Raw genomic sequence first — 20,231 nt, forward strand, 5'->3', positions numbered from 1 at the left:
CGTCGGAGCCATAAAGCTCCAACGGTCTATTTATTAATACATCTTCAAGTATTGCTCGCGTTCCCATGGGTGTACGGCAATGCGGAACATGTCCCACTCAATTTCTTTTGCTTCAACAAAGTTGTTCAGGATGTGCTCGCCAAGAGCTTTTGTCATCACTTCGTCGCTTTGCAGTTCTTGAAGAGCTGCATACAATGTTGGCGGAAGGTCTTGGATGCCGACAGCTTCGCGCTCTTTTTTGTTCATTGCATAGATGTTGCGGTCAACTGCTTTTGGCGGTGTCATTTTCTTTTTGATGCCGTCAAGGCCAGCGCTTAACAGTACAGCCATTGCCAGGTAAGGGTTTGCTGCCGGGTCAACAGAGCGCACTTCTACACGAGTTGACAAGCCGCGTGAAGCCGGAATACGGATCAATGGGCTGCGGTTTTGTCCAGACCAAGCTACGTAGCAAGGCGCTTCGTATCCTGGAACCAGGCGCTTGTAAGAGTTGACGGTCGGGTTTGTTACCGCCGTAAATCCTTGTGCGTGCTCCATGATGCCTGCAAGGAATTGGTAAGCTGTTTCGCTTAGTTTCAATTCGCCGTCTTCATCCAGGAACGCATTCTCGTTGCCTTTGAACAAGGAAACGTTCATGTGCATTCCGGAACCGTTCACACCAAATAATGGCTTCGGCATGAATGTCGCATGCAATCCGTGTTTGCGGGCAATGGTTTTAACAACCAATTTAAATGTTTGGATGTCATCACAAGCTTTGACTGCATCTGCGTATTTAAAGTCGATTTCGTGTTGTCCTGGAGCCACTTCGTGGTGGGAAGCTTCAATTTCAAAGCCCATTTCTTCTAATTCCAATACGATATCGCGTCGGCAGTTTTCGCCAAGGTCCATCGGAGCCAAATCGAAGTATCCGCCGTTGTCATTCAACTCTAGAGAAGGTTCGCCGCTCGCGTCCAATTTGAACAGGAAGAATTCAGGTTCTGGCCCAAGGTTGAAATGAGTGAAGCCCAATTCTTCCATTTCTTTCAAGACACGTTTCAAATTATTGCGCGGATCTCCTTCAAATGGAGTTCCATCTGCACGGTAGATGTCACAGATTAAACGCGCCACTTTTCCTTTGCCTGTGATCCAAGGGAAGACAACCCAAGTATCCAAGTCAGGGAATAGGTACATATCCGATTCTTCGATGCGCACAAATCCGTCGATGGAAGAACCGTCGAACATCATTTTGTTATCAAGTGCTTTGTCTAGTTGAGATGTTGGAATTTCCACGTTTTTGATTACTCCAAGAATGTCTGTAAACTGTAAACGGATGAAATTAACTTCTTCTTCTTTTACTAATCGTTTAATGTCTTCTTTTGAATATTTCCCCATGTTTTTTCCACTCTCCTATGTAAGTTTTTATAATTACCCATTTCCTTTGAAGAAACGGGATAAATCACCTTGTCTAAGGCCGCCTCGTTCATACGACCTGGTTCCTTGCAATTCCTCGCGCAGAATTTTTCGCAGCTCGGCATCGCTTAAGTTTTTCGGTTCTGCCATTTCATTTTTTGGCTGGTTTCTCATATCAAAGATTTTCTTGATTCCTGCGATATTGAGTCCTTGATCCAAATGATCCTTGATCTCCAGAAGAGTATCCACGTCATTTAACGAAAACATGCGCTTGTTTCCTTCTGTCCGGGCAGGGCTGATCAACTCGTGCTCTTCATAGTAACGGATTTGGCGCGCTGTAAGTTCCGTCAGCTGCATGACAATGCTGATGGGAAGAAGCGGCATCGTCCGGCGAACCCGATTCGTCATTTTTTTCACCCTTTTCACTTATTACTACTCTTTCAGTATAAGATATGTCAGATAATCTGTCAACACCATGTAAGGTAACCTAACACAATAAAAGTCCCGCATTGTTAAATGCGGGACTAAGCTTACAGCAATCCGCTGTTTTTTAAGGTCTCCACTGAATTTAATACGGCAATTTTTACATGTTCATAAGTTAAGCCGCCTTGGATAAAAGCGGTATAAGGCGGACGAATCGGGCCATCTGCCGTCAGTTCGATGCTAGATCCCTGGACAAACGTGCCTGCGGCCATGATGACATCGTCTTCATAGCCCGGCATGTAGGCCGGCTCCGGTTTGAACTGCGCATTGACCGGCGAACTTGCTTGGATGGTCTGGCAAAAAGCGATCATTTGCTCAGCGGTCTTGAATGACACGGACTGGATCAAATCTGTCCGTTTGGCTGAATAATGAGGCGTGGTGTGCATACCGACGGATTCAAGCAGAGCAGACGTGAAAATAGCGCCTTTTAACGCTTGCGATACAATATGCGGAGCCATGAAAAATCCCTGATACATATCAGGAAGCGCATTTAAAGAAGCTCCTGCCTCTCCTCCTATACCCGGAGAAGTCATCCGGTAACCGCATTTTTCGACTAAAACTTTTTTTCCGGCAATATAGCCGCCGATTTTCGCCATGCCGCCGCCTGGGTTTTTGATCAGCGAGCCTGCAATTAAATCCGCTCCCGCTTCAATCGGTTCGCGCTCTTCGACAAATTCACCGTAGCAATTGTCGACAAAAATAATGGCATCGGATTTCAGCACACGGATTCTTGTCACCATGTCTTCGATTTCATCTACTGTAAATGAAGGACGTGTGTCGTAGCCGCGCGATCGCTGGATCGCAATGACTTTCGTTTTCTCGTGGATTGCCGATTCCGCAGCTGCCCAGTCAATTTCATTGGATTCAGTCAACGGGACATGCTGGTAGCTGATGCCGAAGTCTTTCAGCGATCCCGTATCTTGTTCGCCTCCGGAGACAATGGAATCGAGCGTATCGTAAGGCTTGCCGGTAATGTACAACAATTCGTCCCCCGGGCGCAACACGCCGAATAAGGAAATCGTGATGGCGTGCGTACCCGAAATGATTTGCGGGCGCACTAGTGCCGCTTCCGCACGGAAAACATCGGCATACACCCGTTCCAACGTATCGCGGCCTTCATCGTCATAGCCGTAGCCGGTCGACGGATTGAAATGATGGTCACTGACTTTTTGGCGATGAAAGGCATCCAGCACCTTCTTTTGATTCAGAAAGGCAATATCGTCTGCATTTCTTAGTTCGTTTTGTATGGTTTCTTCTATATCTCTGATCATCGTTTGCATCTAATTCTCCATTCTCGTGTACTTACTTATCTATTATGCAAGGAAACTTGAAAATGCGTCAAATTCTGCTACAATTCATAGAGTTGAAGAGATTGGGAGGATGCCAAAATGGCGTGGGAAGTATTAAGTGCTATCGGGACGATTGCTTTTGCGGTGTCCGGCGCTATTATCGCAATGGAAGAAGAATACGATATTTTCGGAGTGTACTTGTTGGGCGTGGTGACGGCATTTGGCGGAGGGGCAATCCGGAATTTGCTGATTGGGGTTCCGGTATCGGCTCTTTGGGAACAGGAAATGATGTTCCAGCTGGCGCTCGCATCCATTACATTGGCCTTTTTGTTTCCAAACCGGCTGCTCGGCCCGTGGAATCGCTGGGGGAATTTTTTTGATGCCATCGGCTTGTCTGCTTTTGCCATCCAAGGTGCCTTATACGCCGTGGATTTGAACATGCCGGTGTATGCCGTCGTTGTGGCAGCCGTCTTGACCGGCTCCGGCGGAGGCATGGTACGGGATCTGCTGGCCGGCCGGAAACCGCTGGTGCTAAGGGCGGAAATTTATGCTGTCTGGGCAGCCATTGCCGGCATATTGATCAGTTTCGATATGATCCAGACCGATCTCATATTGTATGGGCTGTTCATCTGCATTACAACTTTGCGCATTCTGTCTTATCTTTATAAATGGAGGTTGCCGACACGCAAAATCCACTCCGTATGAATAAACAAAAGAACGGCTCAGCGTAAAAGCTGGGCCGTTCTTTTATTTACGCGATGGTTTCACCGCTCCAGTTCATCATGCCGCCTTCAACATTGACCGTTTCCACGCCGTTCGTCTCCAAAAAGTCGCACGCCATCGCACTGCGGCCTCCTGCTTTGCAAATGATGTGAACCGGTGCAGATGCATCCAGTTCTTCTATGCGTTCCGGCAATTCGCCAAGCGGAATGTGTTTGGCACCCGGCACCATGCCGTATGCCACTTCTTCATATTCACGGACGTCAATCAATTGGATTTCCTGTCCGGCTTCTACAATTTCAAGCAAATCATCGGTTGTAATGGATTTCATCTGTTATTGCCTCCTGCTTTAAATGGCTTTCCTCTGAAAATGTTAACCGCCAAAAGCGGTACTGTCAAATAATGCGCCGCTTTATTCCGCGGCCGTTCACTCCATTTTTGTTCCAGATAACAAAAAACCAGCCGGAAGTTTTTCCGGCTGGTTTACCAGTTATTCCTGATGCTCAATCGGCACCGCTTTAGCAGGCGAGAAAGTGGAGATTGCATGTTTGTAGATCAATTGCTGCTTGCCGTCTGTTTCAACCAGCACCGTAAAATTATCATAGGATTTAATGGTCCCTTTCAATTGGAAACCATTCAATAAAAAGACTGTAACAAAAATATTATTTTTACGCAGCTGATTCAAATAAACGTCTTGAATGTTTACTGGCTTCATGAATATCCCCCTCATAACCTCTTATCTGGATTTTGTTGTTCTATAATTCCAATTCGACGCTGGCGGTCTTTTTCCTGCATAAAGGCTTCTATTTTGCGAATGTTTTTTCCCGGATTTTCCAATGCGTCAATCCAGAAAATCGGCAGCTTGTTGCGGAAATACGTAAATTGGCGTTTGGCGTATTTCCGCGAGTTTTGCTTCAGTAAATCCACCGCCTGCTTCCAATCCAATTTGCCATCCAAATAGTCATAGATTTCTTTATAGCCGATGGCGCGGATTGACTGCGCATCGCGGATTCCCCGTTCACGCAACAGTTGGACTTCTTGCAGCAACCCCTTCTCAATCATGATATCTACCCGCTGGTTGATCCGGTCATACAAAATATCCCGCGGCATATCAAGGCCGATGATCACTTCGTTGTACATCGGCGACAGCGCCAAATTGCGTTCGCTTGTTCCATGGCCGCTTTTGATGATTTCAATGGCACGGAGAACCCGCCGCGTATTGTTCGGATGGATGTCCGCTTTGGGATCCAGCTCCAGCAATTGCGCATGCATGTGGAGCGGCCCGTGCTCAGCCAGTTCCGCACGCAAAGCAGCACGCAGGCCCTCATCCGCCTGTTCTTCCGCAAAGCGGTAGTCAAACAGCACCGCTTGTACATACATACCGGATCCGCCGACAATGATTGGCAGCTTCCCGCGTGATTTGATTTCCTCAATTTTTTCACGCACCAGTTTCTGGTATTCCGCAACCGAAAACGATTCGTCCGGATCCTTGATGTCCAAAAGATGGTGCGGGATTCCACGCATTTCACCAGGTTCGATTTTTGCTGTGCCAATCGACATCTCCCGGTACACCTGCATGGAATCCCCGTTAATAATTTCACCGCCAAGCCGTTCCGCAAGTTCCAGGCTAAGTGCTGTCTTGCCTGAAGCGGTCGGGCCGACAATGGCTAATACGTCAATCATTTGCCAACATCCATTCTAAAATTGTTTCGAAATGCTTTTCTTTATCGGTTTCATGCAGCAGCTCGTGCCGCGCATCTTCCGCGAGATAGACGGCAACATTCGACAAACCGGCTCCTGTGTATTGTTTGGCAGCTTTGAAAATGCCTTTGCCATTTCCGCCAACCGGATCATTCGAGCCGCTGATCAACAGCATCGGCAAGTCTTGGCGGATTTTCCCAACTTCCGCATTTTTATGGATCAAAGCGAGGCCGGTAAACAAATCCACGTAAAACTGATTGGTCGATGGAAACCCGCACATTGGATCCGCCTCGTACTTGGCCACTTCGTTCCGGTCACGGCTGAGCCAGGCAAAGGACGATTCCTCATCTTTAAAAGGTTTCATAAAGCTGCCGAATGTCATTTTCCCGAGCAGTGCGCTTGGCTGGTCCTTGCCCTTGGCTTTCGATGCCATAAGAGCGGCAACGAGCCCTGCTTTTCCTGCAGCGCCCGGATCGCCGCCGCTTCCGGATAAAACGACGCGGCTAATATCTTGGCTGTGCAGCTGAATATAGCGCCTTGTTACAAAAGAGCCCATGCTATGACCAAAGAGAATCAATGGCAAAGGGCCAATCTGATTTTGCACGACAGCGATCACTTCTTCGACATCCTTAACCACCCGGTCAAAACCTTTTTGTTCCCCGAAATAGCCTTGCACGCCGTTGCGCTCAGCGGTTCTGCCGTGCCCGCGCTGGTCGTGCCCGGAAACAGCGAATCCATGCGATGCCAGGAACTGCGCGAACTCTCCATAGCGTGCAATATGTTCTGCCATGCCGTGAACAATATGGACATGCCCAACTGGCGCTTCCGGTTCGTAGAGTTCATAGTAAATTTCGTGGCCATCGTATGCTTCTAAAAAAGCCTTCGTGATTTTCAAGACTGCACCCCTTCTCTGAACCGGGTCGCGGTGTCAATTTCCCGCTGCAGTTCTTCCCGGTACGCTTGCTGCTGCTGCGGCGTATACCCCAATATACGGCTCATATAATGGTGTACGCCTTCTTTGTACTTCAAGACGTCTTCCATATGGAAGTACAAATCCCCCGTTCTTCTGACAAAGAAATCGGCAGGCGTGAGCGCCATCTCTTCTTCAACCGCATACTCGACAACAGCAGCCAAAGTTTTGGGAATGCTTTCTGGAATTGCATCCGGAAGCTTGCTGTAATGCTTGAACACTTTTTTGGCGTTGGTGCCGAAAAACTGGGCAAACATCTGCCCTTCTTCAGGCGACAACCCAAACTCCTCGGCTTCCAAAGCGGTTTGATGGACAAAACGCGGATATTCCTTCGCCCCGCCAAAATCTCCTCCGGATAACGGAAGGTTTTTGGTCGAACTTTTTCCGTACTTCTTGCCGTTCTGTTGTTTCAGTCGCTTCGCTACCAAATCGGTGATCGTTTCAGCCATTTTCCGATAGCCGGTCAGCTTGCCGCCCGCTATTGAAATCAAGCCTCTATCCGACTCCCAGATTTCATCTTTCCGAGAGATTTCAGAAGGGTCTTTCCCTTCTTCATAAATCAGCGGCCGGAGCCCTGCCCACGTAGATTCAATATCGTCCAGGCCTAAGTGGACAGAAGGAAACATTGAAGCCACTGCGCCGATCAAATACTCTACGTCTTTTTGAGTCGCTGCCGGCTCCGCCGGGTCCTCCTCATAGAAGGTGTCGGTCGTTCCAATATACGCTTTGTTGTCCCGCGGAATCGCAAAAATCATCCGCTTATCCGGGGCATCGAAGTAGACCGCTTGGCGAAGCGGCAATTTGCTGCGGTCCACGACAATATGGACGCCTTTTGTCAAACGGAGCTGTTTGTTTCCACCTGCCGAATCGAGCTCTCTTACACCGTCGACCCATGGCCCCGTGGCGTTGACCACTTTTTGTGCATTGATCGCAAGCGTTTTGCCGGTAACTGTGTCCGTCGCTTGGACGCCAGACACTTTTCCGTCTTTGTAAAGAAAGCCGTCCGCTTTCATGTAATTGATGCAAACCGCTCCGAGTTCGGCCGCTTTCTTCAAAACTTCCAGCGTCAACCGCGCATCGTCAGTCCGGTATTCCACATACGTCCCGCCGCCAAGCAAGCCTTCGCTTTTGACCAGCGGTTCACGCTTCAGCACTTCATCCGGCGACAACATCACACGCCGTTCCCCTTTTTTGACGCCTGCCAAAAAATCATAAAAGCGCAAGCCAAAAGAAGTCATCAGCGGGCCGAATGTGCCGCCCTTGTGGAACGGCAGGAGCATTTGCTGAGGTTCAGTCACATGGACCGCATTTTCATAAACGATTTCGCGTTCTTTGCCGACTTCTGCCACCATCTTGACTTCGTACTGCTTCAAATACCGCAAGCCGCCGTGAACAAGCTTTGTTGAGCGGCTGGATGTGCCGGCTGCAAAATCCTGCATTTCGACCAACGCCACTTTCATGCCGCGCGATACGGCATCTAATGCGATTCCGGCACCTGTAATGCCGCCTCCGATTACGAGCAAATCAAATTCGCGAAGGGCCAATAAATTCATTTGCATACTCCGCTGTTTGGCTGAAAACATTCCGCTTCCCCCTTTGCAGTTGAAAAGAGCCGCTTTTTCAAGCGGCCGGGCTTGTATCCCTTATGATAACTCTCCCCTTTTACATAACCCGTTTAAACATTTTCTCCACATCGTACGTTTTGAAATGGATGATTACCGGTCGGCCATGCGGACAAGTGAACGGCTGCTCTGCCAGTTTCAAATCGGCCAATAAGCGTTCCATTTCATGTTTCTGCAAATAATGGTTGGCTTTGATGGAGCGCTTGCAGCTCATCATGATGGCGGCATCTTCCCGCAGTTTTTTCACATCGACTTTGCGTTCGTTCAGCACTTGCTCAATCAAATCCTCGATGACTTCCTGTTCGAAACCGTTCGGGAACCAGGTCGGATATTCGCGGACGATAAAGGAGGTATCGCCGAACTCCTCCAAAAAGACGCCGCTTTCCGCCAATACATCCAGTGCTTCTTTCAAGCGCAAGGCTTCGTCGCGGCTGTAGTGGAACGTCAGCGGCAGCAAAAGCGCCTGGCGTTCACTGGTATCGACGTCCCCGACTTTTTCGCGGAAGAACTCGTATTTAATGCGTTCCTGCGCGGCATGCTGATCGATCAAGTAAAAACCATCGGTGCTTTGCGCCACGATATACGTGCCGTGAATTTGCCCCACCACTTCCAGTTCTGGAAATTGGGGGCTTTCTTCTTCAAAAGGATCTTCAAAACGGTGTTCCGGTGGTTCAGGGATTTGTTCAGGTTCCGCTTCAGGGATTGGCGGCTCGGCAATTGCCGGCGGTTCAGCATCATTTGCACCGGGTACTTCGATTGCTTCCAGCTCAGGCATCGGATTGAACGTTCGAGCAGGAACAGGTGGAGCATATGAACGGGAAGACTGGATGTCAGGCTCCTTCACCGTATGCGTTGTTTTCCACAAATCGAGCTGTCTGCTCGGTGCTTGCTTCGGCGCTTTCGGCTGTTCAATGATCGGCGCCCGCACCGCTCCGCTGATTGTCCGGCGGATGGTTTCATGGATCAGATCCATCAATTCTTTTTCCTTGCTCAGGCGAATCTGCTGTTTCGCAGGATGAACATTGACATCCGTCAAATAAGGATCGCCTTCAATGTTCAAAATCGTGATCGGCTGGCGTTCGAGCGGAAGGAACGTGTGATACGCCTTATGGACCGTATTAGCGATGGCGTAATGCTTGACCCAGCGCCCATTGACGAACAGCGAAATATAATTTTTATTGGCGCGTGTCACTTCTGGAAGGGAGGTGTAGCCCGAGATTTTGTAGTCATGGGACTCCGCTTCAAACGGAATCATTTTCTTGGCAATCGACACACCGTAAATATCCGAAATGACCCGTTGGATTTCGCCGCTGCCGGATGTCTGCAAAATGGTTCTGCCGTCATGGACCAATTTGAACGAAATCGCCGGATAGCTGAGCGCCAGCCGGTTCATCAAATCAATTGAATGGCCAAGTTCGGTCTGCAGCGTCTTCAAGTATTTTAAACGCGCCGGTGTGTTGAAGAACAATTGATCAATTTTAATATCAGTGCCTTTTCGGAGCGAACCTGCCCGGTGCTCGATCAAGCGCCCGCCTTCCATTTGGACAAATGTCCCGTTTTCCCCGTTGGAGGTGTGGAGCGTCACTTTTGATACCGATGCAATACTGGCCAAAGCCTCACCGCGGAACCCGAGCGTCCTGATCCGGAAGAGGTCATGTTCATTGGCGATTTTGCTGGTGGCGTGGCGGGAAAAGGACAATAATGCATCTTCCGAGTCCATGCCGGCTCCGTTATCAATGATTTGGATAGAGGTGAGTCCGGCTTCAACCAGCAGCACTTCGATTGCTGTCGAGCCCGCATCAATGGCGTTTTCCACTAATTCTTTGACGACCGAAGTCGGCCGTTCAACCACTTCACCGGCAGCTATTTTATTGGATAACGGTTCATCCATCAATCGAATGACTCCCATATTCTCACTCCTTTTTGCTTAACTTGACTTGCAGGTCGTTCAATAATTGCAGGGACTGCAGCGGCGTAATAGCCGCAATGTTGACATCTGCAATCATTTGCAGCACTTCTTCGCTTTCGGTGTCGCGGTCGTCGAAAAACGACAATTGCTCCACTTGGCTCACATGCTTTTTGTTTTCGGCTTCAAAGCTGACCAACAGTTCACGTGCACGCGCTAAAATCGGCTGCGGCAATTCGGCCAGTTCTGCTACATGGATGCCGTAGCTTTTGTCCGCCGGCCCTTTTTTCACTTTATGCAAAAATACCACTTTGCCGGACTGTTCCATCGCGGCCACATGGACATTGCTCAATTTATCAAGCGACTGGTCCAGTGCCGTCAATTCATGGTAATGCGTTGAAAACAAGGTATTGGCGCCGATGTTCTCGTGGATGTATTCAATCATTGACTGCGCGAGCGCCATGCCGTCATAAGTGGATGTGCCCCGCCCAATTTCATCGAACAATAGCAGGCTCCGTTCCGTCGCATGGGTAATGGCGTACTGCGATTCGAGCATTTCCACCATGAACGTACTTTGGCCGGACACCAAATCATCCGCTGCACCGATGCGCGTAAAGATCTGGTCGACAATCGGAAGATTTGCCGATTCAGCCGGCACGTAAGATCCGATTTGCGCCAGCACAATCGTCAAAGCGACTTGGCGCATATACGTACTTTTACCCGACATATTGGGGCCGGTAATGAGCAGCATGTTCTGGTTGTCGGTCAATACGCAATCGTTCGGCACATAATGCTGCTTGTTCAGCATTTTCTCGACGACCGGGTGGCGTCCTTCAATAATGGAAATTTCCCGTGAGTCATTGAACACCGGTTTTACAAAGCGGTATTTCTCTGCCACATTTGCAAAGCTCATAAAGACATCGAGTTCACTGAGCGTGGACGCCAATTGCTGAATGCGGCCGATGTACTGCTTCACTTCTTCGCGGATTTTCACGAACAACTCGTATTCCAGGTTCAAGCTTTCTTCTTCTGCGGTCAAAATCAGCGTTTCCTTTTCTTTCAGTTCCGGCGTGATGTAGCGTTCCGCATTGGCAAGCGTCTGCTTGCGTTCGTAGCGCTCCAAATCCGCCAGATGCATATTGGCTTTGGAGATTTCAATGTAATAGCCGAAAATGCGGTTATAGCCGATTTTCAACGATTTGATGCCTGTCCGCTGGCGCTCTTCCTGTTCAAGCTGGGCGATCCAGTCTTTGCCGTTTCGTGAGGCATACCGGTATTCATCCAGTTTTGCATGGAAGCCGTCCCGGATGACGCCGCCTTCTTTCGAAGACAGCGGCGGATTTTCGCTGATGGCGCCAAGCAATTCGCATACTTCGCCGCAGCGGTCGAGCTTGTCGCTGAAATTGGCGAGTGTGCCGTGCCCTGAATTGGCGAGTTCGGAAATGATCGCCGGCACTTTTTCAAGCGAACTTCGGAGCTGGGCCAAATCCCGCCCGCTGGCGCTGCCAAAAGCAATCCGCCCGCTGAGGCGCTCCAAGTCATACACTTCTTTTAACAGTTCTTGAAGCTCTACTCGGACAAAATATTGATTGATGAGGGATTCGACGAGCTGCTGCCGCTTTTCAATCAAATGGCGGTTTGCCAACGGCTGATGCAGCCATTGCTTCAGTTTCCGGCTGCCCATAGCCGTGACGGTCTCGTCCAATAGCCATAAGAGCGTCCCTTTTGTTTCGCCGCCGCGGATCGACTGCAGCAATTCCAGGTTGCGCTTCGAATGGAAATCGATCGACAGCAGCTGTCCGTTTTCATTAAACGTGAACGGCTGAATATGGTCGAGCGACTGCTTTTGCGTCCGTGAAATATACGTCAACAGACGCTGGATGCTGAGCTTGAGGTCATCCGGGCATTCAGCCAACAATCGTTCGTCCGCCGTGTAGACAAAATCCATCGGCTCAATCGACAGCACCAGATCCTGTGATTCTTCGTTCAGCAATAAAAACAATTGATCGGAAACAACGAGTTCTTTGATATTCAACGACTGCAATTCCTGCAGCAGCGCGTTTTCTGTTCCTGCTATGTAAATGGCGCTCGCTTCCCCGGTGCTGATGTCGACATACGACAAGGCAAAGCCATCTGCCATCTGTTCAGCCGCAGCCAAAAACATATTCGATTTGGAATCGATGCTTTTGCCTTCGGTATGCGTGCCTGGCGTAATCAAGCGGACGACTTCCCGCTTGACCATGCCTTTCGTGGTTTTCGGGTCTTCAACTTGTTCACAAAGCGCCACTTTATGGCCTTTGGAAATCAGCTGATCGATATAGTTTTGCGCCGCGTGATGCGGAACGCCGCACATCGGAATGCGGTCGTCGCCGGTGCCGCCCCGGCTCGTCAGTGTGATTTCAAGGATTTGGGACGCCTTTAAGGCATCGTCGTAAAACATTTCATAAAAATCGCCCAGGCGGAAAAACAGGAATGCGTCCTGGTAATCGGATTTCACTTGCAAGTATTGTTGCATCATTGGTGTAGGTGCCATTTTTTTACCTCTTTCGCGAACTTTTCGTCTTCTTTCCATTATAACAAAAACAAAGGGAGAAAAGAAAAAACTGAAAGAGCCGCAGCTCCTTCAGTTCTCTTCCATTATTTTTCTTATTGTCCAGCTCCAGCGCTTGTCGGAGCTGAACGGCCATTTCCGCTTTTCTTATTGTCCAGCTCCGGCGGCCAGCCCCTCGAGGTCGCTTCGGCCTTTCGGAAAATGGCCAAGAACGCCATTTCCTCAAGTCCTCCAGCGCTTGTCGGGGCTAAACGGCCGCCTCCGCTTTTCTTAAGACAGTTTCGTCGGTTTGCTGGCTTCTACTTTTGAGCCGGTTTCGCCGCGCAGAATGTCTCCGCCGGTTGAAGTGATGATGTTGTTTGTCACTTGGTTCGCAATGGCTGTAGAAACCATTTGCAGAAGTGAGTTGACATCGCTTTGCGATTGCTTGAACTCTTGGACAATCGGCACTGCGTCAATTTCTTCTTCAATTTTCTGGATCTTGCCCTCAATCAGGCCTAAAGCGCGTTCTTTTCCATAAGCCTGGAAGTTGACTGCCTGTTTTTGAAGGCTTTTCAGGGAAGCGATTTTCTCACGGACTTTTTGGTTTTCATTTATTTGCGCTTCTGCGCGCTTAAAGAATTCCACTTCTTCTGTTTCGGCAATCATGTCTGCCACTTCGCGTGCTTTTGCGATAATTTCTTCTTTTGAATACGTCATCTTCTTAGACACCCACTTCTTGGCCATGCCCGGCTTCGACTAGTTCACCGTTCAATGACCATGTTTTTGTTGTTGTGATTTTAACCTTTACCAATTGGCCGACGATCGACTTCGGCCCTGCAAAATTGACCAATTTGTTTTTGGCTGTATAGCCGGATAACACATCGGGATTTTTCTTGCTTTCGCCTTCAACCAGGACTTCGACGATTTGCCCTTTGTAAGCCTTCATCGCGTTCAAGGCATATTCGTTCACGACGGCGTTCAAACGCTGCAGCCGCTCTTTTTTCACTTCCATCGGGACATTATCGGCCATTTTCGCGGCCGGCGTACCTTCACGCGGAGAATAGATATACGTAAAGGCCATTTCAAAACCGACTTCTTTGAACAGAGAAAGCGTTTCTTCAAACTGCTCGTCTGTTTCGTTCGGGAAGCCGACAATGATGTCCGTCGTCAATGAAACATTCGGAATGGCTGTCCGTATTTTCCGGACCAATTCCAAATAATGTTCCCGTGAATATTTGCGGGCCATGATTTTCAACATGCTCGTCGAACCTGATTGTACAGGCAAATGGATGTGGTCGACAAGGTTTCCGCCTTTTGCGAGCACCTCAATCAACTGATCATCGAAATCACGGGGATGGCTAGTGGTAAACCGGATGCGCGGCAAATCGATCGTCCGCAGTTCATCCATCAAATCCCCCAGCCCGTACTTGATATCGGTGAAATCCTTGCCGTATGCATTTACATTCTGCCCGAGCAGCGTAACTTCCTTATACCCTTGCGCTGCTAAGTGGCGTATTTCCTGGATGATATCTTCCGGACGGCGGGAACGCTCTTTTCCCCGCGTATACGGAACAATGCAATACGTACAGAATTTATCACAGCCGTACATGATATTCACCCATGCCTTGATTTTTCCTTTTCGCACTTTCGGCAAGTTTTCAATGACATCGCCTTCTTTTGACCAAACGTCGATGACCATTTCTTTCGACAAATACGCTTCGTTTAAAATCTCAGGCAGCCGGTGGATATTATGCGTGCCAAAAATCATATCTACTTGATCGTAGGTTTTCAGGATTTTGTTGACCACGGATTCTTCCTGCGACATGCAGCCGCAGACGCCGATCAGCAAATCCGGTTTTTCCAGTTTCAAAGGTTTCAAATGCCCCAGTTCCCCGAACACTTTGTTTTCAGCGTTTTTCCGGATGGCACATGTGTTCAGCAAGATGACATCTGCCTCCTGGACTGAATCCGTAAGAGAAAAGCCCAGCTGCATAAAAATGCCGGCCATCACTTCCGTGTCGTGCTCATTCATCTGGCATCCATAGGTGCGGATGTAAAACTTACGGCCTTCGCCCATCCCTTCAAAGCGGGGATCGATTGTAAAGTTATCAAAATAGGAAACTTGTTCTTTCCCCCGTTTTTTCGCTTCCTTCAACGAAGGCGGCGTATACACGCTTTGAAAATACTGGCTGTAGTCTTTTTCAGCCTTGTCATCCGATGGTGAAGCCTTCACTGGGGTGGATTGCAGTCGCTGCTCCTCATTCATGAAAAAACCCCTTTCAATCATCACTTTATTATACTGAATGGACCTGCCACTCTACAAGGCAGGCGGTCTAATTGTCGGAGAATCGACATAGACCGGCTATTAGTTTTGGAATGGGTAATCGTCGTTAATGTAAACCCGTTCAAAAGACAGCGCTTTTCCGGTTTGGTCATCGACTTCCGTGAAAAAGCCGCTGACGACGGAGCGTCCGCGCTTTGGCACTTCAAAGCGGGTCGGCATATTCGTTTTGAAGCGGTAAAGCACCGATTCTTTTGTCATCCCCAGAATTTCATCATAGGGCCCTGTCATGCCGACATCGGAAATATAGGCGGTGCCGTTTGGCAGGATTCGTGCATCTGCCGTCTGCACATGTGTATGCGTGCCGACAACGACCGAAGCACGCCCGTCCAAATGCCAGCCCATGGCAATTTTCTCGCTGGTCGCTTCGGCGTGGAAATCGACAAAGACCAATGGTGAAATCGCTTTGGCTTCCGCAATCAACTCATCCGCTTTTTGGAACGGATCGTCATGCGGCGGCAAAAAGACCCGTCCGTGCAAGTTGATCACCGATAAGGTTTGGCCATTTTTTGTAACGGTAGCCATGCCGCGTCCCGGCGCTTCCGGCGAGAAGTTGGCCGGACGGATCAAGTAATCTACGTCATCGATAAAATCAAAAATTTCTTTCTGGTCCCACGTATGGTTGCCCATCGTAATGACATCAACGCCCATGAAGAGCAGGTCCTGATAAATCGCTTTTGTGATGCCGCGGCCGGCCGCTGCGTTTTCTCCGTTCGCAATGACGACGTCCGGTGCATATTTTCTCTTTAACCTTGGCAAATACGACTCCAGTGCATCTCTGCCAATCGATCCGACGATATCTCCAATAAATAAAATTTTCATTTTTGCTCACCTTTTTCCATAAGAAAAAGGCTTCTTTGAATAGACATTCATCGAAGCCTTACTCTTATTATTTTGCATATTCAACTGCTCGTGTTTCTCTGATGACCGTCACTTTGATGTGTCCAGGATAGTCAAGCTCTTCTTCAATCCGTTTCCGGATATCGCGTGCCAGACGATGCGCTGTCATATCATCAATTTGTTCCGGCCGGACCATGATCCGGATTTCGCGTCCCGCTTGAATGGCAAATGATTTCTCAACGCCTTCGTACGATTCGGAAATTTCTTCGAGTTTTTCGAGTCTGCGAATATAGTTTTCGAGAGTTTCGCTTCTTGCCCCTGGACGTGCTGCAGACAAAGCATCTGCGGCTGCGACAATTACCGAGATAATGGATGTCGCTTCTGTGTCCCCGTGGTGAGAAGCAATGCTGTTGATCACAACAGGATGTTCTTTGTATTTTGTGCCAAGCTCTACACCGATTTCAACATGGCTGCCTTCGACTTCGTGGTCGATGGCTTTGCCGATGTCATGCAGCAGTCCGGCACGTCTTGCCAAGGTAACGTCTTCGCCAAGTTCCGCAGCCATCAAACCGGACAGGAAGGCAACTTCCACGGAATGCTTCAGGACGTTTTGTCCATAGCTCGTACGGTAGCGAAGGCGGCCCAGGATCTTGATCAAATCCGGGTGCAAATTGTGGACGCCTACGTCAAACGTTGTTTGTTCACCGATTTCACGAATTTGCTCATCCACTTCACGTCTTGACTTCTCAACCATTTCTTCAATGCGAGCCGGGTGGATTCGGCCGTCAGACACCAGTTTTTCAAGTGCCAAGCGGGCCGTTTCGCGGCGGATTGGATCAAATCCAGATAAAATGACCGCTTCAGGCGTATCATCGATGATTAAATCGATGCCCGTCAAGGTTTCAAGCGTTCGGATGTTGCGCCCTTCGCGTCCAATGATGCGGCCCTTCATCTCATCGTTTGGCAAGTTGACTACAGAAACGGTGGTTTCCGCTACGTGGTCAGCTGCAAATCGCTGCATGGCCAATGACAGGATGTTTTTCGCTTTTTTGTCCGACTCTTCTTTCGCGCGCGCTTCTGTTTCTTTGATCATTGCCGCAATATCGGTTGAAAGTTCATTTTCAACTTGCTGCAGGATGATCGATCTTGCTTCTTCGCGTGTCAGAGACGAAATGCGTTCCATCTCGGACTGCTGCTGGCGGACTAATTCCTCCGCTTTGCTCTCCATCTGTCCAATATGCTGTTGTTTTTCTGCGAGTGCTTCGTCTTTGCGTTCCAGACTTGCCTCTCTTTTGTTTAAAGCATCATCCTTGCGATCCAAATTTTCTTCTCTCTGCAACAACCGATTTTCTTGTCTTTGAAGTTCTAATCGGCGTTCCCGAATTTCAGATTCTGTTTCAGTACGCAATTTATGATTTTCGTCTTTCGCTTCCAATAGCGCTTCTTTTTTCAGGGCTTCTGCTTCTTTTTTCGCATCTTCAACTATTTGCTCCGCAGAATTTTTCGCGCCTGCGATATTGGAGTCGTTTGCTTTTTTCAATGCATAATATCCAACAACTACACCGACGATGATACCAAGCAAAGCGAAGATGATCTCTGTAATACCCATTCGGACACCTCCTCTTGCTATTCTGTTAACTTGTTCAAAAAATCGAAATAATAAAACCATTGTTCTACATCAATCGTTGTAAAAATAGTAAATTATACAATTTTAATTGTATAGTTGGTCTTATGTCGTGTCAACCCATTGAGAAGCTTGAAAAGCGCACGGACATGCACATTGCATGAATGCATGGGGGCTTTAACAGCCCATCCCGGCTTTTTCTCCATGCATAATTCCCGCCTTGTCCTAACTCCTGCCCTTAAATGAATGGATATATAGAAAAAGCTGCCCAGCTAAAGCTAGGCAGCTCTCAGATTCAAAACACAGCTGGCTGTGCTTCTATCTTATTCTTCGTCGTCAATAAGCAAGTTAAATTCTTCCGGTTCCTCTTTATTGGCTGCAATTGTGTAGTTGGCTGCTGCCATACCAAAAGATTCGCGGATTTTGTTGGAAATTTCATTGCGCATTTCCGGATTGTTAAGAAGGAATTGCTTCGCGTTTTCGCGTCCTTGTCCAATGCGTTCTTCGTTGTAAGAATACCAAGAACCGCTCTTCTGGATGATATCCAGTTCAGAACCGATATCCACAATTTCACCTTCACGGGAAATCCCTTTTCCGTACATAATATCCACTTCAGCTGTACGGAACGGCGGTGCTACCTTATTTTTTACAATCTTGATCTTTGTTCTGTTACCGATAATATCCGTGCCGGATTTCAATGCTTCTGCACGTCTTACTTCCAAACGGACAGATGAATAGAATTTCAATGCCCGGCCGCCCGGAGTTGTTTCCGGATTCCCAAACATTACACCGATTTTTTCGCGGATCTGGTTGATGAAGATAAAAATGGTGTTTGATGTGTTGATGACGCCTGAAAGTTTGCGAAGCGCCTGGGACATCAAACGGGCTTGCAGACCCATATGGGAGTCGCCCATTTCGCCTTCAATTTCCGCTTTTGGCACAAGTGCCGCTACAGAATCGACAACTACGATATCGATAGCGCCGCTTCGTACCAAAGCTTCCGCAATTTCAAGTGCCTGTTCGCCTGTATCCGGCTGAGACAAGAGCAGCTCATCAATGTTAACGCCTAATGCTTTGGCGTACATCGGATCTAACGCGTGTTCAGCATCGATGAATGCTGCTGTGCCGCCGATTGCTTGTACTTCTGCGATTGCATGAAGCGAGACAGTCGTTTTACCTGAACTTTCAGGGCCGTAGATTTCGATTACCCGTCCACGCGGATATCCGCCTATTCCCAGTGCAGTGTCAAGGGCCAATGAACCACTTGAAACCGATGATACGTTACGGTCGCTTTTCTCGCCTAATTTCATGACCGAACCTTTACCAAATTGCTTTTCTATACTCTTTAACGCCATGTCTAACGCTGCTTTACGGTCGCTCAAAAGAAATCCTCCTCTAATTAAAACCAATTTTTCTACCTGTCTCTAGTATACTAGGTTAATGAGAAATACACAAGAAAAAAGCGAACGTTTATTCGTGTTCGTGTTTTCAAATGTCATTTTTGCAAGCCCTATAAAGAGCAAATTCCCGTTTTGAGCATAAAAAAACACGCAAAATTAAATTTTGCGTGCATTTCCTTCTGTCAGTGTTCGTATAATATAGGACAAAGCTAATTTTACCGCTCGCAACCGGTTCGTGTTGCGCATCCCCGATAACTGAAGACGGTAAGCCATGGTGCCGTCTTCTGTGGCAATGCCGATCCACACCGTTCCCGCCGGCTGGTCGCCGTGCCCATCCGGTCCTGCAGCTCCAGTCAAACCAACCGCAATATCCGTACCAAATTTCCGGCGCACCGCTTCAGCCATCACAATAGCGGTTTCTTCGCTGACAACGCCGTATTCTTTCAGCAGTTCAGGCGCTATCCCCAACTGTGCGATTTTCATTTCTTCATTGTAAGCAATCACGCCGCCCGTAAGAACCGCACTGGCGCCCGCTACTGCAGCCAGTTCCGATTGGAAAAGGCCGGCTGTCAGGCTTTCGGCAGCGGAAATGGTCTTGGACTGTTCTTTCAGGAGTTCAATTGTCTTCGAAGCCAGTGAATCATTGTCGTAGCCGTACAAATACTGCCCGACCCGATCCAAAATTTCCGTTTTTGCCTCGTTGATCAATTCCCATGCCTGCTCTTCCGAGTTTGTCTTCGCTGTAAGCCGGAGCATGACTTCTCCGTCTGATGCAAGCGGTGCAATGGTCGGATTGGTTTGCCGGTCCAAAAGGTCCTGGAGACGGTCTTCAAGCTCCGCTTCTCCAATGCCGTAAAACCGCAGCACGTGGGACAAAATAACATCCGCCTGGTTTAAAAGGCGGGCCAGTTTCGGTTTTGCTTCAAACTGGAACATCGGCTCCATTTCCTTTGGCGGGCCTGGCAAGAGGATATAAGCCCGTTCCTCTGTTTTGTAAAGCATCCCGGGAGCCATGCCGTGGTGATTGGCCAGTACTTCGCTTCCCTTTAGAACAAGCGCCTGTTTTTTGTTATTCTCGGTCATGACGCGTCCGGCGCGTTCAAAAAACGCCACAATTGACGTGAGCGCTTCCTCATTCATTTCTAGCGTTGTGCCCAAATGGCGGGCAATCGTTTCCTTAGTCAAATCGTCTTTCGTCGGGCCAAGTCCGCCTGTAAAAATGATCAAATCGGCGCGTTCTTCTGCGATCTGGATTACGTCTTCCAAACGCCCCGCATTGTCTCCGACCACTGTATGGTAATAAACATTGATGCCAAGCTCAGCCAGATGGCTGGATAAAAAACGGGCATTCGAGTTGGTGATTTGTCCAAGCAGCAGTTCAGAGCCTACTGCAATAATTTCTGCATTCATTGTAAC

The 20,231-nt window shown here is 48.6% G+C and carries 17 protein-coding genes; 1 reads left to right on the top strand and 16 read right to left on the bottom strand.

What is annotated here, in order from left to right:
* Positions 1-33: 33 nt before the first annotated feature.
* The 3 genes from glnA to BLQ32_RS06125 form a co-directional block, all read right to left on the bottom strand.
* A complete protein-coding gene (glnA, locus tag BLQ32_RS06115; RefSeq protein ID WP_036806527.1) occupies positions 34-1,368 on the bottom strand; it encodes a type I glutamate--ammonia ligase in 1,335 nt (444 codons plus the stop codon).
* 33 nt (positions 1,369-1,401) lie between these two features.
* A complete protein-coding gene (locus BLQ32_RS06120) occupies positions 1,402-1,794 on the bottom strand; it encodes a MerR family transcriptional regulator (protein WP_036806530.1) in 393 nt (130 codons plus the stop codon).
* Between the two features lie 122 nt (positions 1,795-1,916).
* Positions 1,917-3,149, bottom strand: a complete 1,233-nt coding sequence (locus BLQ32_RS06125; RefSeq protein ID WP_074509481.1) for a methionine gamma-lyase family protein — start codon at positions 3,147-3,149, stop codon at positions 1,917-1,919.
* Positions 3,150-3,257: 108 nt separating this feature from the next.
* Here BLQ32_RS06125 and BLQ32_RS06130 point away from each other — a divergent pair, with 108 nt between their 5' ends.
* Positions 3,258-3,863, top strand: a complete 606-nt coding sequence (locus BLQ32_RS06130; protein ID WP_074509483.1) for a trimeric intracellular cation channel family protein — start codon at positions 3,258-3,260, stop codon at positions 3,861-3,863.
* Positions 3,864-3,909: 46 nt separating this feature from the next.
* Here BLQ32_RS06130 and BLQ32_RS06135 read toward each other — a convergent pair whose 3' ends face one another.
* From BLQ32_RS06135 to BLQ32_RS06195, 13 genes are all read right to left on the bottom strand, one after another.
* Positions 3,910-4,209: a rhodanese-like domain-containing protein gene (locus BLQ32_RS06135; RefSeq protein WP_036806539.1), complete on the bottom strand. Its 300-nt coding sequence runs from the start codon at positions 4,207-4,209 to the stop codon at positions 3,910-3,912.
* 159 nt (positions 4,210-4,368) lie between these two features.
* The gene (hfq, locus tag BLQ32_RS06140) at positions 4,369-4,593 is read right to left on the bottom strand and encodes an RNA chaperone Hfq (RefSeq protein ID WP_036806542.1); all 225 of its coding nucleotides are present in this window, start codon (positions 4,591-4,593) and stop codon (positions 4,369-4,371) included.
* Positions 4,594-4,604: 11 nt separating this feature from the next.
* Entirely contained in the window at positions 4,605-5,561 is a 957-nt protein-coding gene (miaA, locus tag BLQ32_RS06145; protein ID WP_074509484.1) for a tRNA (adenosine(37)-N6)-dimethylallyltransferase MiaA, read from the bottom strand.
* Positions 5,554-6,474: an alpha/beta fold hydrolase gene (locus BLQ32_RS06150; protein ID WP_074509486.1), complete on the bottom strand. Its 921-nt coding sequence runs from the start codon at positions 6,472-6,474 to the stop codon at positions 5,554-5,556. Before BLQ32_RS06150 ends, miaA begins: the two co-directional genes overlap by 8 nt.
* Complete coding sequence (locus BLQ32_RS06155) at positions 6,471-8,132, bottom strand: glycerol-3-phosphate dehydrogenase/oxidase (RefSeq protein ID WP_074509488.1); 1,662 nt, start codon at positions 8,130-8,132, stop codon at positions 6,471-6,473. Before BLQ32_RS06155 ends, BLQ32_RS06150 begins: the two co-directional genes overlap by 4 nt.
* Before the next feature lie 79 nt (positions 8,133-8,211).
* Positions 8,212-10,080, bottom strand: a complete 1,869-nt coding sequence (gene mutL / locus BLQ32_RS06160; RefSeq protein ID WP_074509490.1) for a DNA mismatch repair endonuclease MutL — start codon at positions 10,078-10,080, stop codon at positions 8,212-8,214.
* Between the two features lie 4 nt (positions 10,081-10,084).
* Positions 10,085-12,610 (bottom strand): DNA mismatch repair protein MutS, encoded by a 2,526-nt coding sequence (gene mutS, locus BLQ32_RS06165; RefSeq protein ID WP_036806554.1) that lies wholly within the window; start codon positions 12,608-12,610, stop codon positions 10,085-10,087.
* Between the two features lie 288 nt (positions 12,611-12,898).
* Positions 12,899-13,327, bottom strand: coding sequence for a YlbF/YmcA family competence regulator (locus BLQ32_RS06170; RefSeq protein WP_036806560.1), 429 nt, complete (start codon positions 13,325-13,327; stop codon positions 12,899-12,901).
* Between the two features lie 4 nt (positions 13,328-13,331).
* Complete coding sequence (gene miaB / locus BLQ32_RS06175; RefSeq protein ID WP_074509492.1) at positions 13,332-14,876, bottom strand: tRNA (N6-isopentenyl adenosine(37)-C2)-methylthiotransferase MiaB; 1,545 nt, start codon at positions 14,874-14,876, stop codon at positions 13,332-13,334.
* A 99-nt stretch (positions 14,877-14,975) separates the two neighbouring features.
* The gene (locus BLQ32_RS06180) at positions 14,976-15,773 is read right to left on the bottom strand and encodes a TIGR00282 family metallophosphoesterase (protein WP_074509494.1); all 798 of its coding nucleotides are present in this window, start codon (positions 15,771-15,773) and stop codon (positions 14,976-14,978) included.
* Between the two features lie 67 nt (positions 15,774-15,840).
* Positions 15,841-17,400 (bottom strand): ribonuclease Y, encoded by a 1,560-nt coding sequence (gene rny / locus BLQ32_RS06185; RefSeq protein WP_036806568.1) that lies wholly within the window; start codon positions 17,398-17,400, stop codon positions 15,841-15,843.
* Positions 17,401-17,738: 338 nt separating this feature from the next.
* Positions 17,739-18,797, bottom strand: a complete 1,059-nt coding sequence (recA, locus tag BLQ32_RS06190) for a recombinase RecA (RefSeq protein WP_036806571.1) — start codon at positions 18,795-18,797, stop codon at positions 17,739-17,741.
* 174 nt (positions 18,798-18,971) lie between these two features.
* Positions 18,972-20,225 (bottom strand): competence/damage-inducible protein A, encoded by a 1,254-nt coding sequence (locus tag BLQ32_RS06195; protein ID WP_074509496.1) that lies wholly within the window; start codon positions 20,223-20,225, stop codon positions 18,972-18,974.
* Positions 20,226-20,231: the final 6 nt, after the last annotated feature.

This window comes from Planococcus glaciei (genome assembly GCF_900099655.1).
GTDB lineage: Bacteria > Bacillota > Bacilli > Bacillales_A > Planococcaceae > Planococcus > Planococcus glaciei.

Excerpts from the sequence above, each read along its gene's own strand:
- BLQ32_RS06195 (WP_074509496.1), bottom strand. The coding sequence starts at position 20,225 with ATGAATGCAGAAATTATTGCAGTAGGCTCTGAACTGCTGCTTGGACAA.
- miaA (WP_074509484.1), bottom strand. The coding sequence starts at position 5,561 with ATGATTGACGTATTAGCCATTGTCGGCCCGACCGCTTCAGGCAAGACA.
- mutL (WP_074509490.1), bottom strand. The coding sequence starts at position 10,080 with ATGGGAGTCATTCGATTGATGGATGAACCGTTATCCAATAAAATAGCT.
- mutS (WP_036806554.1), bottom strand. The coding sequence starts at position 12,610 with ATGGCACCTACACCAATGATGCAACAATACTTGCAAGTGAAATCCGAT.
- BLQ32_RS06155 (WP_074509488.1), bottom strand. The coding sequence starts at position 8,132 with ATGTTTTCAGCCAAACAGCGGAGTATGCAAATGAATTTATTGGCCCTT.
- glnA (WP_036806527.1), bottom strand. The coding sequence starts at position 1,368 with ATGGGGAAATATTCAAAAGAAGACATTAAACGATTAGTAAAAGAAGAA.
- BLQ32_RS06120 (WP_036806530.1), bottom strand. The coding sequence starts at position 1,794 with ATGACGAATCGGGTTCGCCGGACGATGCCGCTTCTTCCCATCAGCATT.
- BLQ32_RS06170 (WP_036806560.1), bottom strand. The coding sequence starts at position 13,327 with ATGACGTATTCAAAAGAAGAAATTATCGCAAAAGCACGCGAAGTGGCA.
- rny (WP_036806568.1), bottom strand. The coding sequence starts at position 17,400 with ATGGGTATTACAGAGATCATCTTCGCTTTGCTTGGTATCATCGTCGGT.
- BLQ32_RS06135 (WP_036806539.1), bottom strand. The coding sequence starts at position 4,209 with ATGAAATCCATTACAACCGATGATTTGCTTGAAATTGTAGAAGCCGGA.
- BLQ32_RS06180 (WP_074509494.1), bottom strand. The coding sequence starts at position 15,773 with ATGAAAATTTTATTTATTGGAGATATCGTCGGATCGATTGGCAGAGAT.
- miaB (WP_074509492.1), bottom strand. The coding sequence starts at position 14,876 with ATGAATGAGGAGCAGCGACTGCAATCCACCCCAGTGAAGGCTTCACCA.
- BLQ32_RS06125 (WP_074509481.1), bottom strand. The coding sequence starts at position 3,149 with ATGCAAACGATGATCAGAGATATAGAAGAAACCATACAAAACGAACTA.
- hfq (WP_036806542.1), bottom strand. The coding sequence starts at position 4,593 with ATGAAGCCAGTAAACATTCAAGACGTTTATTTGAATCAGCTGCGTAAA.
- BLQ32_RS06130 (WP_074509483.1), top strand. The coding sequence starts at position 3,258 with ATGGCGTGGGAAGTATTAAGTGCTATCGGGACGATTGCTTTTGCGGTG.